Genomic DNA, 15,842 nt, shown 5'->3' with positions numbered 1-15,842 from the left:
TCCGGCTCCTACTCAATAAAGCAATCATCAATAATGGCATAATAAGCACGCAGTACCACGCGCGTTTCTATCTGCTCACCCACAGCAAAACTGGTAATGGGATATAAGCGCTCGCAAAAGCTGCCTGTCGCATTACTACCAAGGACACGCAGCGTGGGCTGACTAATCACCACCCGGGGTGCGCACTTTAATAAAAAGTCGTTTTTTTCGTCACTATTTACGTCGCAATTATCGTCACTATTTACGTCGCTAAGTTTTAATCCCACCTTAATAGCCCAGGCATTAGTGACTGGCCAAGCGTGGACATCAGGCAAGTCAGGTGATGCGGTATAAGAAGAGCGGGATTCAGCCACTAGCCGCTCACCATAGCGCAAGGCCGCCTCTGCAGCTTGAAAGGCACGCTGATAGTCCTGCTGGTTTTGACTCATCTGCAGTTGCAGGCTCGCATCTTGGACGCTCGTTAAACCAAAGAGCGTCACGGCAACTAGGATAAATAAAACCATAATCAACGCATAACCCTGCTGAGATTTTTTTACGCTCATCGTGCCAATCTCCCTCTGAGGGCTGTAGTCATGCGATAAACAGAGGCTTCACGCCCTGGTAGAGACACAGCGGGGCTGTTGGGGCGAAAAACAATAGGACTATGATTGACGCCAGCAATCACCTGAGGTGCAGCAACTAACAGATTTACTTGTAGTGCACCAACCTGCTGCCAATCAGCTTCAGTCCAGCTGGTGATCGGTGAATCCTCGGTATACTGCTCATAAATATAGCTGGCGAGTCTTTGCGATTTTTTTTGTCCCAGTAGAAAGAATAGCTGCTCAATCCCTTCAACGAGAGGCTCAACCTGCGCAGCACCTGCCTGCCAACGCATCAACCAGCGTGATCCAGCATGCTCACCAATAAAATACAGGCGACTTTCGATGCGATAGACCTGACTACCACGATCTTGGTTGATTTGATCTTGGCCAATTGTCTGACCTAACCACTCAGGCCACTCATCTTCGGGTAGATCGACCTGCAAAGAGTCTTCTTCATCTTCATCGCCACTCGTAAACTGGTCCAGATGCAATACAATACCGTCTTCACACTGACTATTGACGAGCAGCAAGGTGTTTCCAGGATTCAAACCGGTTAAGAAGCCCTTCCAAACCTGGGCCTGACCAGTCAGACGACCATGATTTCGCCCTGTCAGACGCACACCTGTATCTCGAGCGCCACTGATGAACAGCAGGCTTTGATCCGCCACGGCAACTTGGCGCACGATTTCTGGCAAATGATTCCATGAGGCAGCGACACTCGGATGAAAAACCTTAACACCATGATTCCAATAACGCTCTGGAAAAGTCAGAGCAGCATCCGTCATATCAAAGTCAGTACCTAAGCATCCCCAGCTACCTGCTTGACGGACATCCTGTGCCAGTAAATCCAACGCATAGCGCCCAGCCTCAGCCACATAGCCTCGTGCTTCAAGCTGGGCAGTTTGTCGAGTGGATTGATTAAAGAGTGAGACCAAGGCCAGCATTAAAATCACGCCGATAAGTAGCGCCACTAACATTTCGACCAGTGTCAAACCTGTAGAAAAGAAGGAGGGGCGACGATTTTTTTTCATAGCTGCGTCACCAGTTGAACTGAGGTAGGACGCTGCAAAGGCCCTGAGCGCCAACTAATCTTAACTTCAAGCTGCTGCTCAACACCAACTTGGATTCTGGCCTGTGCACCAGGTAAGGCACAACCGAGCGCAGCCAACCAAGCATCTCGATCTGCCTTTGCATTTTGAATACTGGCTACTGGAGGAGCGCATTGAGCATCGCCAAGCGCGAACTGATACTGATTGAGATCTTGCTGCCAAGCGCGTGCGCGATCAATTAAATCCTGAGCATAAAAAACCGCCTGCGAGCGATGGTAGGCGGCATAGTGACTCGCAAAAGAAGCACTGAACATCGCCAGCACACCCAACACGCCAACAGTCAGAATCACCAGCGCTACCAGCACCTCAATTAAGGAGGCGCCTTGCTCACTCCATTGTGGACTTCTGCCTTCTACTCGCATTAGCCTGCGCCTCCCTGCTGACATGCCACCAAACGACTATGCCCCATCGGCGATATCACAACACAACGTGCCGCCTGCGGGCCAACAACACGCAAAGCCTGGCTGCTGCCTGTCTCTAAAGCGCCTTGGGCATTAAAAACCACACGCCCAGCGCCCGCTTCTATCGACACATCCGGTGCCAGAGACCAGTCACGTCGTCGTGGGTGCGCTGGTGTCGCCAGCTCCATACGCCACCCCTGTTGCCAGGTTGCCGTTGGGGCACACACACCTTGACCTAAGGCACAAAGGCTCACCTGCTGACGAGTGCGAACGGCTTCGGAACGCGCCAGCCTTAAACTTAACAGGACCTCTTGCGCAGCAGATTTGACGCGCAGCTGCTCAACTTGGCGCTGATAGACAGGCACCGCCACGCCGAAAGTGATCCCCAAGATCAGCAATACAACGAGTATCTCGATTAATCCTACCCCTGCTTGGCACTGAGCAAGAGGCAACCGGCGCATTTTCGACATGGCGTTTTCCAGAAAAAGCGTTTCAAACGACTTCTGATACATATTGTCACATAAAAAATACTCTGTCACTTGTCTCATATCAAAGGTCAGTAAGTGGAGCCTAGCCTTCATCAGCCTCGATTGAGGCAAGGCACAAAATCCCTCTCACCATCTGTTCATTGCTTAGTCATCAGCTATTCATTCATTCGTCACGATCACTTTCTACTATCCGCTTCAGTGCAGCAGGCCCGTCTGCTCACCTTGACTCTGACTCGACCAGAGTTGTCCTTCAATTCGCTTTGAAAGAGATCTCATGATGAAAAAAACCCTGCTTGCTTCTGCTATCGCGACCAGCCTTGTTGCTGGTTCAGCCCAAGCAGTCACTCTGTTCCAGAATGACAGTCTGCGCTTTGATCACTATGGCCGCATTCAACTGCAGCTGAAAAATGATGATGGCGATAACGAGATTCAAAACAATGGTTCGCGCTTCGGTTTTCGCGTTACCCACACCATTAATGACAACTTGACTGCTTTTGGCCGTGCTGAATTCCGTTTTGAAGCCGATGAGCGCCGCCGTGGACGCAACACTGGTGACGATCGCATCTTTAATGATCTACGCAACACCTATATCGGTTTACAAGGTGGTTGGGGTAAGGTGACTGTTGGTAACTTTGACGGCATCTACTTCTCAGCCGTTTCTAGCGTGCTGGATCTTTTTGAAGAAGATGGCTACCGCGCCCTTGTTGAAGGCGGTGATCGTGCGCGTGGCGATACACTCGCTTTTGAAACAGCGGACCTAGGCGGCCTACGCTTAGGCTTGGCAGCACGTCATTATGCCAATGTTGGCGCAAACAATGATGACGAAGAGTGGAACCTGCAAGCCTATGTCCAATACACAGGCATAGACAACCTGACGTTGGCGCTCGCTGTTGACCAAAACAACGAAGACACAGGCGCTGGCCTGGTCAATGATGGCAACGAGTATGATCCTGTCATCGGTTTGAGTGCGACCTATCGCCTTGATGCGCTGACTGCTTCTGTGCTGCTTGAAACCTCTGGAGAATCACGCAGTGCAGGCTTAGGACTCTCTTACAATTATGGCCAAGGTGATATTTATGCCGCTGCCACATGGCATGATAGCTGGGTTGTTGTGAAAGATGGTGACGTTGAAGTATCTAGTAGTGGCCAAGAAAGTGGTATTGATTTCGGCCTGGGCGCAAACTACAAGTTCACCAGCAACTTCCGCGCCTATGCTGAAATCGCCAGAGGTAACGAAGACAACTCGAAAATTGGTGACCAGACCAACTTTACTGTCGGCGCACGCCTGAGCTGGTAAGCGCCAGACCAAGGAAGGTTTTCTTTTACTTCATTGACGCCAAGGAAGGCTTTGCAGCGCCTCTATTGAGAGAAAACAGTGCTTAGCTGCACTGCTTAAGAACCTGCATTGAAACCACGCGAAGTATTAGCAAAGACCGCGTCAACCATCGCCCATTCGGGCAGTGATATAAGCGGAGACTGCAAAGCAGTCACAGGTTGTTGCTCATAGAAAAGACTGGCATTATCCACAGTATGATCAAAGCAACGAAAGTACGCATTTATCCCACACCTGAGCAGGCGGAGTTTCTCAACCGTCAGTTCGGCGCTGTGCGCTTTGCGTACAACAAGGCGTTGCATATCATCAGCTCACAATATATGCGCCATGGCCTGAAATTGAAGGCCAAGAAAGACCTTAAGCCGTTGTTGGCCGTGGCGAAGAAGTCACGCAAATATCACTGGCTCAAGGATTTTGACTCGATTGCCTTGCAGCAGGCCTGCATCAATCTTGATCAAGCTTTTCAGCGTTTTTTCGATCCCAAACTGCCTGCCCGTTACCCCAAGTTCAAGCGCAAACACGGCAAGCAATCCAGCTATCACTGCATGAATGTCAGTACAGGCGAAAACTGGATCAAAGTGCCCAAGCTAGAGCCGATCAAAGCGCAAATTCATCGTGAGCTGAGTGGCAAGCTGAAAAGCATCACCTTATCCCGCACCGTGACGGGCGAATACTACGCATCGCTGCTGCATGACGATGGGCAAGAAGCCCCTGCACCCATTCAAAGCCTGAATGAAGATCAAGTGCTCGGACTGGATATGGGTTTAACACACCTCATCATTGACTCCAGTGGCAAGAAAAAACCAAATCCACGCTTTTTGAAGAAAGCCAGTGCGAATCTACGCCGTAAACAGAAAGCCTTATCACGCTGCAAAAAAGGCAGTAAGGGTCGTGCAAAAGCGCGACTCAAACTGGCCAAGGCGCATCAGCGTCTGGCGAATGCTCGTGCTGATTTTCAGCACAAGCTGTCTCGACAACTTATTGACGAAAACCAAGCGGTGATTGTCGAGACACTGAAAGTCAAAAATATGCTGAAGAACAAGAAGCTGTCGAAGCACATTGCCGATGCCAGCTGGTCAAGCTTGATCCAAAAGCTTGAATACAAGGCCAAAGAGCAAGGCAAGCATCTGGTTAAAATTGACCAGTGGTTTGCCAGCTCCAAGACCTGTTCTTGCTGTGGATACAGGCTGGAGGCGTTGTCACTGAAAGTGCGCGATTGGCAGTGTCAAGCTTGTTTGGTAGAGCATGATCGAGATATCAATGCAGCCTTAAATATCAAGGCGCAAGGTATTTTGAAATTAAAGGCCGCAGGACTGTCGGTCTCTGCCAATGGAGGCAAGCGTCAATCTGGTCACGCACCAGTCGCTGCCTGAGAAGTTGGAAGCCTCGCGCTTGAGTGCTGAGGGCGGGGAGCAGTCACACCAACCAGGTCCAATGCTGCGCTGTGGTTTCCTTTTTCAAGACTTCTTGCTTGAGAAGAGCGATCAAATTCTGCTGCATCTCTGCTGGATAGACTTCTGCCTCACCTCGCCCCCAGATAGGTGCCGGCCAAGCCGCATCGGTTTGAAAACGGGCAACCACATGCACATGCAACTGCGCCACAACATTCCCCAAGGTGGCAATATTGATCTTATCTGCAGCCGTCACACACTGCCATAGAGCACTGACGCTGCTGACCTCTTGCCATAACTGCGCTTGCTGTTCGGCGCTCAAATCAAAAACTTCACTCACCTTGGCCAATCGCGGCACCAAAAGCAGCCAAGGATAACGCGCATCATGACTTAAGCGCAGCTGACACAAGGGTAGATCAGCAAGGTGTAAAGAATCTTGCTCCAGCCGAGCATCCAGAATAAAAGACATCAAAAACTCCTTTGTGCTTGTGATCATCAAAATCTAAAACAAATCCTCTGGATCAATATCCACCGACCAGCGCACTTGACGCGCCAAGGGCTGCAACTCACACCAATCGAGCAACAGCTCTACCTGTTGATGCAATACCGAGCGCTGCTGGGCCAATAGCAAGAATTGCATATGATAGCGGCCTTGGCGTCTTTCCATCGGCGCGGGCACTGGGCCGAGGCGTTGTAACTGCAAAAAATCAGCACAGGCCAGCTCTTGTGCCGTGCCTGCCAGGGCCTGCATAAAGGCTTCCACTCTTTCTTTTTGCGGAGATTCAGCGCGCCATAAGGCCAAAAAGGTATAGGGCGCCCAGCCTAGTTGACGCCTTTCCTGCAATAAATCCTGCGCCAGGGCGGCATAACCCTGCGCACAAAGCTTGATCAAGCGTGGATCATCGCTATGGTAGGTTTGGATGATTACTTCACCCTCTTGTTCACGACCGGCTCGCCCAGCCACTTGAGTGATCAGCTGCGCGGTTCTTTCTATTGCACGCGGATCGCTCGAGTAGAGTCCATAATCGGCATCCAGCAGCGTGGCCAAGGTGACCAGCGGAAAATGGTGCCCCTTGGCCAGCATTTGTGTGCCAAGCAAGATCGCAGGGCCAGCATGATGTATTTGATCCAACTTAGACTGCAGAGCCGTTTTGCCACGCACACTGTCACGATCCATACGAATAATCGGCACATCAGGAAAGCGCGTTTGAAGGGTTTCCTCTGCTCGCTCTGTCCCTGAACCCAGCGGCAATAAGGGTGAATGGCTACAGACAGGGCAGGCACTCGGAATCGGCTGCTGATGATCACAGTGATGACAATGCAAGCGGGCCGGTTCACGGTGCCATGTCATCCGCGCATCACAATGTCGGCAGCCCGCAATCCAGCCACAAGATGAACACATCAACACCGGCGCATAGCCACGCCGATTGAGCAAGACCAATGCCTGATGGCCTGCATCAAGGTGCTTTTGAATATTGCTCAATAAAGGCTCAGAAAAGCCACCCTCTAGGCGACGACTGCGGATCTCAAGCAGCTTGGGCTGTGGCGGTTCTTGCTGCTGGGGGCGCTGATGCAGGTAATGCACCTGATAAAGCCCTGCCTCCACCTTGGCCAGACTCTCTAAAGAAGGCGTTGCAGAACCTAAAATAATCGGGATTTTCTGCTGCTGTGCACGCACTATCGCCACATCACGCGCATGGTAGCGCACGCTATCTTGCTGTTTGAACGAGGCATCATGCTCCTCATCAATCAAAATCAGCCCTAGCTTAGGCAGAGGCGTAAAAACAGCAGAGCGGGTACCGAGCACAATGGCCGCCTGCCCCTCCATCGCCTGTCGCCAGGCATCCAGCCGCTCACGATCATTCAGCCCAGAGTGCAAGGCCACCACAGTGCGATTAAAACGCTTTTGAAAGCGGGCCAGCGTTTGTGGGGTGAGGCCAATTTCAGGAATTAACACCAGCGCCTGACGCCCCTGCTCCAACACCTGTTGAATCAGATGCAGGTAAACTTCGGTTTTACCACTGCCAGTCACACCTTGTATCAAATGAACATGAAAACGCTGCAACTGGGGCAAGATCGCTTGCACCACTTGTTTTTGCTCTGCGGTGAGATTCAGCGGTACATCAGCCAGCACACTGCGACTTGGCGCTGGAGCCAATTGGGGCAGGCTCGTCTTGGGTAAGATGAAAGGCGCAATCCAACCCTTGTCAGCCAGTGCCTTGATGACCGCAGTGGAAAAACCAGCAGCTTGCAAGGCTTTTTGCGTCATTGGATGGGGGGCGGCCCGAAGCTGCTCGATCAAGGCTTTTTGCAGCTGAGCACGTCCTAGAGCCGCCAGCTCTTCTTGCTGACCGTGGGGTGTCAGCTGCCAACGTGGATCTTGCGCTGGATGCACACCCTGCCCTTGGCGTAACAAAGCAGGCAAAGCCAGCTGTATCACCTCTCCCACGGGATGATGATAATAACGCGCCACCCAGCGCAATAAACGCAAATCCGCGGGTTGAAAAAGTGGCGCGGTGTCTAAATAGCTCAACGCAGCCTTTAGCTTCGCAGGCTCAATATCGCTCTGGTCAGTCGAACCCATCACCACACCCACCAGCTGACGCCGCCCAAAGGGCACCAGTACGCGCCCACCTGGCTGAGGTAAGCCCTGACCAGCTGCGGGCCAGTAGTCAAAGAGGCGTCTTAAGGGAGTGGGCAAAGCGACTTGAATCAGGGGCATGAGCAGTGCATTTAGAGGTTGGTAGTTAGAATAAGCTCTGCTAGAATACGCCACCTTTCATTCCATTGACACCCTGTGCGGTGCTTGACATCAGATCAAGTGGCGGCACAGCGCTAGCGAGGCTTAACATGAAACAAGGCATTCACCCAGAATACAAAACTGTTGCAGCCACCTGCACTTGCGGCAACACTTTTGAAATTCAATCCACACTCGGCGAAAGCGCAATCGCGCTGGACGTTTGCTCTAACTGCCACCCTTTCTACACTGGTAAGCAGAAGCAAGCTACCACTGGTGGTCGTGTTGAGCGCTTCTCTAAGCGTTTCGGCAACCGCAGCACCAAGTAATCCACCTTCGCCGGTGAGATCAAGACCAGAAGCCCAGCTTCTGGTTTTTTTTCGTCTTTTGACTGACTTCAAGGTTATTCACTCAACCAAAAAGAACAGAGAAGAAAGAAGCCTCGCGCTGGCGACACTTCGCCGCTTGTGGGCCAGTGCATTTTTATATATGCTCATTAGACCTTAGTTAAACCTCTGTTCAGCATCGCCACAAGCCCACTGGATGGCAGGTTCAAACCTCTCTTTTTTTCAAACTTTTTATATAGTGAATAACTTCATGTCTCAAGATAAGAAACAAGCAGCGTTGGATTATCATGCTCTGCCCATCCCCGGCAAACTCAGCGTTGAACTGACCAAACCCACTGCCACGGCCAAAGACCTCGCTCTCGCTTATAGCCCAGGTGTTGCTGAGCCTGTGCGTGAAATCGCCAAAGATCCAGAACTGGCTTATAAGTACACTGGCAAGGGCAACCTGGTGGCTGTGATCTCTGATGGCACCGCCATTCTTGGCCTAGGTAATCTTGGCCCACTGGCGTCAAAACCCGTTATGGAAGGCAAGGGCGTGCTGTTCAAATGCTTTGCTGGCATCAACTCAGTGGATGTTGAAGTCAACGCTGAAAGCCCACAAGCCTTTATTGATACCGTCGCACGCATTGCTGATACCTATGGCGGCATCAACCTCGAAGACATCAAGGCACCTGAGTGCTTTGAAATTGAACGCACCCTGATCGAGCAGTGCAACATTCCTGTCTTCCACGATGACCAGCATGGTACGGCAATCGTGACCGCTGCGGGCATGATCAATGCGCTTGAACTGGCCAACAAAAAGATCGAAGAAGCCAAGATTGTGTGCCTAGGCGCGGGCGCGGCTGCTATTGCTTGTATGAAGCTGCTGGTCGCTTGCGGTATGAAGCGTGAAAACATCTATATGCTGGATCGCAAGGGCGTTATTCACTCTGGCCGTGATGATCTCAATCAATACAAAGCCATGTTCGCGAATGACACCGACAAGCGCACTCTTGATGATGCGATTGATGGCGCGGATGTCTTTGTTGGTCTGTCTGGCCCTGATCTGCTCAGCGCAGAGCAGCTCAAGAAGATGGCAGCCAACCCCATCGTCTTTGCTTGCTCCAACCCTGATCCAGAAATCTCACCTGAGCTGGCCCACGCCACGCGCGATGACGTGATGATGGCAACTGGCCGCTCTGACTATCCAAACCAGGTCAACAACGTACTGGGCTTCCCTTTCATCTTCCGTGGCGCTTTAGATGTCCGCGCTTCAGCCATCAATGAAGAGATGAAAGTCGCTGCTGTTAATGCGTTGAAAGATCTGGCCAAAGAGCCTGTGCCTCAGGAAGTACTGGATGCCTATGAGCTGGAATCCTTAAGCTTTGGCCCAGACTATATTATTCCCAAGCCTATGGATGCGCGTCTGTTAGGTGCGGTGTCAAGCGCTGTTGCTAAGGCAGCGGTAGATAGCGGTGTAGCACGCCTCCCCTATCCAGCACACTACCCACTGAAGAGCATTCAGGACGTCTACGGCAACTAAGTTTTCATGCCGTTGAGCCACAAAAAAAGAGACCTTCGGGTCTCTTTTTTTATTGCTGGTTTTTATTGCTGGCTGATGCCTGAGCGGCCCTTTTCTTGAGACATCCCTGCTCTGGCATCAGCACCAGCACGCAACCCCAGAGCAAGGGGCTGGATCTTGAATTAAAACAAGGCTTCCGGTGCGGAGAAGATAGCTTCAGCTGGCGAGCCATCTGGCTCCGTAGGACGCACCGGGTCGCTGGTTAAGGGTGCAGGGGCTCTTTCTTGATAGAAAACCTCAAAGACACTTCCGGCCGCACCAGGGCGAGCACGCTCACCAGTTGTGGGATCAATCCTGACGGTCACCATGCCAGGCGGACGCTCCATCTCACGCTCTGGCTCGCCTGCCAGCGCCACACGCATAAAGTTAATCCACATCGGCAGCGCGAGGTTGGCGCCATATTCACCGGTTGAAGAAGGCTGATCAAAACCAGCCCACACCGTCACCGCCAGATCACGATTAAAACCTGCAAACCAGGTATCACGCAGATCATTGGTGGTGCCTGTTTTGCCACGCAGATCACTCCGCTCTAAAACCTGTGCCCGCCGGCCTGTGCCATCATCGATCACATCACGCAGGATCGAATGCATCGTAAAGACCGCGCGCTCATCGGCGATGCGTTCAGCAACCGGATACTCGCGCCCTTGTAGACGCAGCGTGGTTTGCTCTGCGCTGCAATTACGGCACACACGCGGTTGAATCGGCTGAAAAAGGATCTCGCCATCACTGTCTTCAATCCGAGTGATCAGATGCGAATGCACCGCATAGCCACCATTGGCTAAGGCAGCATAGGCCTGATTCATCTGCTCTGGTGTCACGACTGCGCTGCCCAAGGCCAGCGAAAGATCACGTGCAAAGCTCTCTGTCTCAAATCCGAAGCGAGCCAGATACTGCAAAGCTGGGCGAATACCGACATACTCTAAAACACGAATCGAGACCAGATTGCGCGATCGGAACAAGCCTTCTCTCAGCGTCGTGGGTCCATAGAAGGTGCCGCTGGAGTTACGGGGCCGCCAGGCTTCTTCTAACTGAGCATCTTCAAACACGATCGGCGCATCATTGATAATCGTCGCCGGGGTATAACCTCGCTCTAAGGCTGCAAGATAAATAAAAGGCTTAAAGACCGAGCCTGCCTGACGATCGGCCTGCTGGGCACGATTAAAACGGCTTTGATTAAAATCAAATCCACCGACCATCGCGGTAATCTGCCCCGTCGCGGTGTCATGCGCGATCAGCGCTGCTTCCAATCGAGGCAGCTGGGCCAAAACCCAGGGTAAATCAGGATCATCATTCGGACGCAAGCGGATCAAATCACCACGACTGGCTAAACGATGGCCCGGCAAGGGATTGCGATCTTTCCAGAAGGGCGAGTGGTAACGCCCCGCCCAGCTAAAAGCAGCGCTGGGCAGTGTCACGACCTGCCCTCCGCGTGCCAGTGCACGAATTTCTTCTGCACTGGATTCAAGTACGATAGCCGGTTGTAACTCACCAACCACGCGCGTGCGATCCAAGACGCGCAACCAGCTGCTGACATCCACACCCAGCTCAGCACGCAAGCGCTCAGCACGTGGATCAACCAACGCTTGGCGAATATCGGCCATACCGGATTCAGTGGCTTCCAGCTCAGCCAGCGCATCCGCATCCAGATCCTGGCTGGTTTCTTCAACCAGCGGGATATCACTGCGTTCAACACCTCGCCAGCCGCGACGCTGGTCATAATCCAAGATGCCTTGGTTAATCGCTCGGTTGGCTGCGCGCTGTTGCTCAGCTTGAATTGAAGTGTAGACATGCAAACCGCGGGTATAGGTTTGATCACCAAACAAAGCCAGCGCTTCTAAACGAGCAGCCTCGGCAACATAGGGCGCATCCAAATCTCGCTCAGGCGGATGAAAACGCGCTGTAATTGGCGCACGCAGGGCCTGCTCATAGCTGGCATCATCTAACTGCCCAAGGCCATAAAGGCGCGATAGAATCCAGTTACGGCGGATCAACGCACGCTGAGGATTGGCGAGTGGGTTGTAGGCAGAAGGCGCTTTGGGCAGACCGGCAATCATCGCTGTCTGCGCCAAGCTGAGCTCTTCTAATGGCAGCCCATAGTAAACCTCGGCCGCCGCGACGATCCCATAAGCACGATTCCCCAGATAAATCTTGTTCACATAGAGTTCAAGGATCTGCTCTTTACTGAGCAGCTGCTCCATCCGCAAGGACAACAGAATTTCACGAATCTTACGTGCAAAGGTCCGATCTCGCGTCAGTAGATAGTTCCGCGCCACCTGCATAGTAATGGTCGAACCACCCGATTGAATCTGCCCTGTATTCGCCAGCTGCACAGAAGCACGCAATAACCCACGAATGTCCACGCCTGGGTGGTCATAAAAGTTGGCATCCTCTGCCGCCAGCAAGGCCTGAACATAGGTGCGCGGGATCGCATCATAGTGAATACGCCGCCGCCGATGCTCACCAAACTCGGCGATTAATTCGCCCTCTGCGCTATAAATACGCAAAGGCATTTCCAACTGCTCAGCCAGCATGGTTTCCACATCCTGCAACTGCGCCACCTCATCGGACAAGCCCGGCCAAAAATAGAGCACGATGGCAAATGCCCACACCGCACCCAAACTGGCACCGGCCAGCCCCAACCAAAAGAGTGTTTTAAATAAATTCTTGATTAGCCTCATGGCTACTCCAGTGAAGTTTCAGTCATCCTTAGCTTGTCATGTCGATGGCTATTTTGCCTGAAAGCCCCAATGAAGACATCTGCGATTGTGCAACAGTTCAGCAATAAGTCTTGATACGGCTCAGTGCAAAGGATTGCAACACTCATTACAATCTGATACAAACCAATCAACATCAACCTATAAAAAAGCCTTGATGCTCTGATTGCACTAACCACTTAGCAGATGCTTGATACCAAGGAGGGTGTTCGTGGTGATGTTTGCTCCTCTCTCTTTGCAAGCCATCCCCACCCAGGGATGGAAAATCAAGTGACTCGATTACTGACCCAAAAGAGTTTGACTATGCCGTTCAGGATGCCCTCCCCTCTATTCTGGAAGCCAAAAAACAAGCCTTTGATTGGCTTGGATATTTCGGCTTCTGCTGTCAAGCTACTTGAAATTCATCCTGCCGGCTCACGCTACAAGGTGGCCAGTTATGGCGTCGCACCGCTCGATAATGCCGCCGTCAGTGATCGACGCATCAAGGATCCTCGCTCCGTCGCGCGCAGCATTCGCAAGGTCATCGATCGCACCCACCCCAGCACGCTACGTACGGCTGTTGCTGTGCCAACGGCGGCGGTGATTACACGTACACTCAGCCTCCCCCGCCATCTCAATGATGATGAGATAGAAGCCCAAATCATGATTGAAGCGGACCAGCATATTCCCTACCCGCTGAATGAAGTGGCGATCGACTTTCAACGCTTGCCTCCACTTAACCCAGATGATGAGCAACAGCCGGTTTTAGTTGTGGCCTGTCGTAAGGAGATCACCAGCTCCATCGACCAAGTGCTCGAAGCCGCCGGACTGGAATCCACTGTCATTGATGTGGAGAACTATGCGATTGAACGGGCCATTCAACTGCTGGTCGGCCAGCTACCACCCGCACCAGAGCGCTCTTTGATTGCCGTTGCTGATATCGGTGCCACGCTCACCACCCTCAATATTTTGAAGGATGGCGAAATCATCTACAGCCGTGATCAGATCTTTGGGGGCAAGCAGCTCACTGATGAAATTCAGCGCCACTATGGCCTCTCACGTGAAGAAGCGGGATACGCCAAGAAAACAGGGCAGCTACCCGCCGATTATGACAGTGAGATTCTGCTGCCCTTTAAGCAGGCTGCGGTGCAACAGATCGAGCGGCAGCTGCAACTCTTTTATTCATCAACCTCTTACCATGATATTGACCACCTGATTATGGCCGGTGGTTCGTCAGCTATTGAGGGCCTGCCCGAGCTGGCTCAAGACTATTTGGGCAGCCCGACCAGTCTCGCCAACCCTTTCGCCACAATGACGCTGGGTGAAAACGTCAATGCGCAAGCGCTGGCACAGGATGCTCCGGCAATGATGGTGGCCTGTGGGCTGGCGATGAGAATGGAGGTCTAATTAATGAATCAAGGTATTAACCTGCGCCCCTGGCGTGAAGAACGACGCGAAAAACGCCAGAAACAATTCACCCAACTCAGCCTGATGGCTTGTCTGCTGGGGCTGTTGATCAGTGGCCTGGCCTACTATTCAAGTCAACAAGCCCTGGCGGCGCTGACCCAAGAAAACCAGATGATTCAACAAAACACACGGATCCTGGATCTTGAAATTGCTGAAGTCGTCCAGTTGCGACAAAAGAAGGACACACTGCTGCATCGTATCCAGGTGATTGAGGGCTTGCAGGCACATCGTTTTCAAACACTCGATATCTTTGATCAGCTGGCCGCCAGCAACCATGACGGTGTGCAGCTCACAGCCGCTCGTCGTCAGGGGCGTGAGCTACAGCTCCAAGGCAGGGTTTATCCAACACCCGCTTTATCAGCCTGGATGCGCCAACTCGAGTCCCAAGAGGCTTTCCGCGCTCCACTTTTGCGTAGCATCAATGCGGAAGAAAACACCCTCAGCCACCGTTTTAACATGATGGTTCCACTTGCATTCTGATGAACGGATCTCCTATGAACCTTGCGACCCTCAGGCAGCGGATGAACCAGCATCTTAGCCAATTACGCCATTGGTTTGCTGGCCAGCTGCGCGCGCTTAAGCGCATGGATGCAGATGATCTTGATTTACAGCGCGCAGGCCAGTGGCCTGATCTAGTCAAAATCTTTTCTCTGCTGCTGATACTGGGCCTGACCACCTTTGCCGCTCATTGGCTGGTGATCAGCCAGAACAATGAACAACTAGAGCAGATGCAGGCCGAACAAGCCCGCCTTTTACAGGCTTATCAGTCAAAAGCCTTTCAGGCGGCCCACCTTCCGGCCTATCGTGCACAGATGGCTGAAATCGAAGAACGACTCGATCATCTGCTTGACCAGCTACCAGCAGCCAGTGAAGTGCCACGCCTACTGGAAGATATTCAGCGCCAGGCTGATCAACAGTCCTTAGAGGTCTTGGCCTTGGAGCTGCGCCCCGAGACTCGCGGCGACTTCTATGCCGAGCTGCCCTTTGAGATCCGTGTGCGAGGTGGTTATCACCAGCTGGCGACCTTTATTGAAGGCATCAGCCAGCTGAATCGTGTCATTACCTTGCATGATTTCCAGTTGCAGCCCGCAACGGCACAAGCTCCAAAGCTCACCCTCTCTTTGCAAGCCAAAACCTATCGCTATGATGCGCCAGAGGACCAAGGAGGCACGCCATGAACAGGCACATCATTCAGTCTTCTCGCCTAACACTGCCCAGATTCTTATTGCTACTGAGTCTATTCAGCCTGGCTGCCTGTGGCCCATCACCACAAATAGAAGCCTTGCAGGCTGAGCTTGATGCCATGCGTGCGCGCCCTCAAGGCCGGATCGATCCACTGCCTGAGATCCCCCAGATTGAAGTGCGCCATTATCATCAAGCCAGTGCCCGCGACCCCTTTCAATCCAGCCGAGAGCCTGTCAGCCTCAATCTGGCCCAAGCCGCATCTGGCTTAATGCCAGATCTGGAACGAAAACCCGAAGTGCTGGAAAACTGGACGCTAGAGCAGCTGCGCTTAAGCGGCATTATCGAACGTCGTGGACAACTCACTGCACTGATTCTGGCCCCAGACCGACAACTGCACTCAGTGGGTCGAGGCGATTATATGGGACGCAATCACGGACGCATCACCAGAATTGACGCCCAAGGGCTGACACTGACTGAGCTTTATATGAACGCTCAGGGCCAGTGGCAGGAAAGAGAAAATCACCTTCATATTGCTCGGTAGGATACCTT

The 15,842-nt window shown here is 52.4% G+C and carries 15 protein-coding genes; 8 read left to right on the top strand and 7 right to left on the bottom strand.

The features are described from left to right. Window positions 1-8: 8 nt before the first annotated feature. Genes V6U78_RS00495 through V6U78_RS00480 form a run of 4 tightly spaced genes read right to left on the bottom strand, consistent with a single transcriptional unit; the run spans window position 9 to window position 2,561 of the window. On the bottom strand, window positions 9-542 hold the full coding sequence (locus tag V6U78_RS00495) for a pilus assembly PilX family protein (protein WP_405335969.1): 534 nt from the start codon (window positions 540-542) through the stop codon (window positions 9-11). Then, window positions 539-1,612, bottom strand: coding sequence for a PilW family protein (locus V6U78_RS00490; protein ID WP_405335966.1), 1,074 nt, complete (start codon window positions 1,610-1,612; stop codon window positions 539-541). The genes V6U78_RS00495 and V6U78_RS00490 overlap by 4 nt, the downstream gene beginning before the upstream one ends. Then, complete coding sequence (pilV, locus tag V6U78_RS00485; protein ID WP_405335963.1) at window positions 1,609-2,052, bottom strand: type IV pilus modification protein PilV; 444 nt, start codon at window positions 2,050-2,052, stop codon at window positions 1,609-1,611. The genes V6U78_RS00490 and pilV overlap by 4 nt, the downstream gene beginning before the upstream one ends. Further along, window positions 2,052-2,561, bottom strand: a complete 510-nt coding sequence (locus tag V6U78_RS00480; RefSeq protein WP_405335960.1) for a GspH/FimT family pseudopilin — start codon at window positions 2,559-2,561, stop codon at window positions 2,052-2,054. Before V6U78_RS00480 ends, pilV begins: the two co-directional genes overlap by 1 nt. 292 nt (window positions 2,562-2,853) lie before the next feature. Between V6U78_RS00480 and V6U78_RS00475 the strand changes: the two genes are divergently transcribed. Together V6U78_RS00475 and V6U78_RS00470 are read left to right on the top strand one after the other, a co-directional pair. After that, window positions 2,854-3,876, top strand: coding sequence for a porin (locus V6U78_RS00475; RefSeq protein WP_405335958.1), 1,023 nt, complete (start codon window positions 2,854-2,856; stop codon window positions 3,874-3,876). A 233-nt stretch (window positions 3,877-4,109) separates the two neighbouring features. Further along, a complete protein-coding gene (locus tag V6U78_RS00470; RefSeq protein ID WP_405335955.1) occupies window positions 4,110-5,285 on the top strand; it encodes an RNA-guided endonuclease InsQ/TnpB family protein in 1,176 nt (391 codons plus the stop codon). Between the two features lie 43 nt (window positions 5,286-5,328). Here the strand turns inward: V6U78_RS00470 and V6U78_RS00465 are convergent, their stop codons facing one another. Both V6U78_RS00465 and V6U78_RS00460 read right to left on the bottom strand, forming a co-directional pair. Further along, window positions 5,329-5,772: an HIT domain-containing protein gene (locus tag V6U78_RS00465; RefSeq protein WP_405335952.1), complete on the bottom strand. Its 444-nt coding sequence runs from the start codon at window positions 5,770-5,772 to the stop codon at window positions 5,329-5,331. A gap of 33 nt (window positions 5,773-5,805) precedes the next feature. Next, window positions 5,806-8,025, bottom strand: coding sequence for a primosomal protein N' (locus V6U78_RS00460; RefSeq protein ID WP_405335949.1), 2,220 nt, complete (start codon window positions 8,023-8,025; stop codon window positions 5,806-5,808). Window positions 8,026-8,153: 128 nt separating this feature from the next. Here V6U78_RS00460 and rpmE point away from each other — a divergent pair, with 128 nt between their 5' ends. Further along, window positions 8,154-8,369, top strand: coding sequence for a 50S ribosomal protein L31 (rpmE, locus tag V6U78_RS00455; RefSeq protein WP_405335946.1), 216 nt, complete (start codon window positions 8,154-8,156; stop codon window positions 8,367-8,369). Between the two features lie 268 nt (window positions 8,370-8,637). Beyond that, window positions 8,638-9,909 (top strand): malic enzyme-like NAD(P)-binding protein, encoded by a 1,272-nt coding sequence (locus V6U78_RS00450; RefSeq protein ID WP_405335943.1) that lies wholly within the window; start codon window positions 8,638-8,640, stop codon window positions 9,907-9,909. 161 nt (window positions 9,910-10,070) lie between these two features. Here the strand turns inward: V6U78_RS00450 and V6U78_RS00445 are convergent, their stop codons facing one another. After that, window positions 10,071-12,626, bottom strand: coding sequence for a penicillin-binding protein 1A (locus tag V6U78_RS00445; RefSeq protein ID WP_405335940.1), 2,556 nt, complete (start codon window positions 12,624-12,626; stop codon window positions 10,071-10,073). A 339-nt stretch (window positions 12,627-12,965) separates the two neighbouring features. Here V6U78_RS00445 and pilM point away from each other — a divergent pair, with 339 nt between their 5' ends. From pilM to V6U78_RS00425, 4 genes are read left to right on the top strand one after another with little or no spacing between them, the layout of a single operon-like run. After that, window positions 12,966-14,048 (top strand): type IV pilus assembly protein PilM, encoded by a 1,083-nt coding sequence (gene pilM, locus V6U78_RS00440; RefSeq protein ID WP_405335937.1) that lies wholly within the window; start codon window positions 12,966-12,968, stop codon window positions 14,046-14,048. A 3-nt stretch (window positions 14,049-14,051) separates the two neighbouring features. After that, complete coding sequence (locus V6U78_RS00435) at window positions 14,052-14,588, top strand: PilN domain-containing protein (protein WP_405335934.1); 537 nt, start codon at window positions 14,052-14,054, stop codon at window positions 14,586-14,588. 14 nt (window positions 14,589-14,602) lie between these two features. Continuing rightward, window positions 14,603-15,286 (top strand): type IV pilus inner membrane component PilO, encoded by a 684-nt coding sequence (pilO, locus tag V6U78_RS00430; RefSeq protein ID WP_405335931.1) that lies wholly within the window; start codon window positions 14,603-14,605, stop codon window positions 15,284-15,286. Next, a complete protein-coding gene (locus V6U78_RS00425; protein WP_405335928.1) occupies window positions 15,283-15,834 on the top strand; it encodes a pilus assembly protein PilP in 552 nt (183 codons plus the stop codon). The genes pilO and V6U78_RS00425 overlap by 4 nt, the downstream gene beginning before the upstream one ends. Window positions 15,835-15,842 lie beyond the last annotated feature (8 nt).

It is taken from the genome of Marinospirillum alkalitolerans, from assembly GCF_045055655.1.
Lineage (GTDB): Bacteria > Pseudomonadota > Gammaproteobacteria > Pseudomonadales > Halomonadaceae > Marinospirillum > Marinospirillum alkalitolerans.
This window is presented reverse-complemented; position numbering and strand designations above follow the sequence as displayed.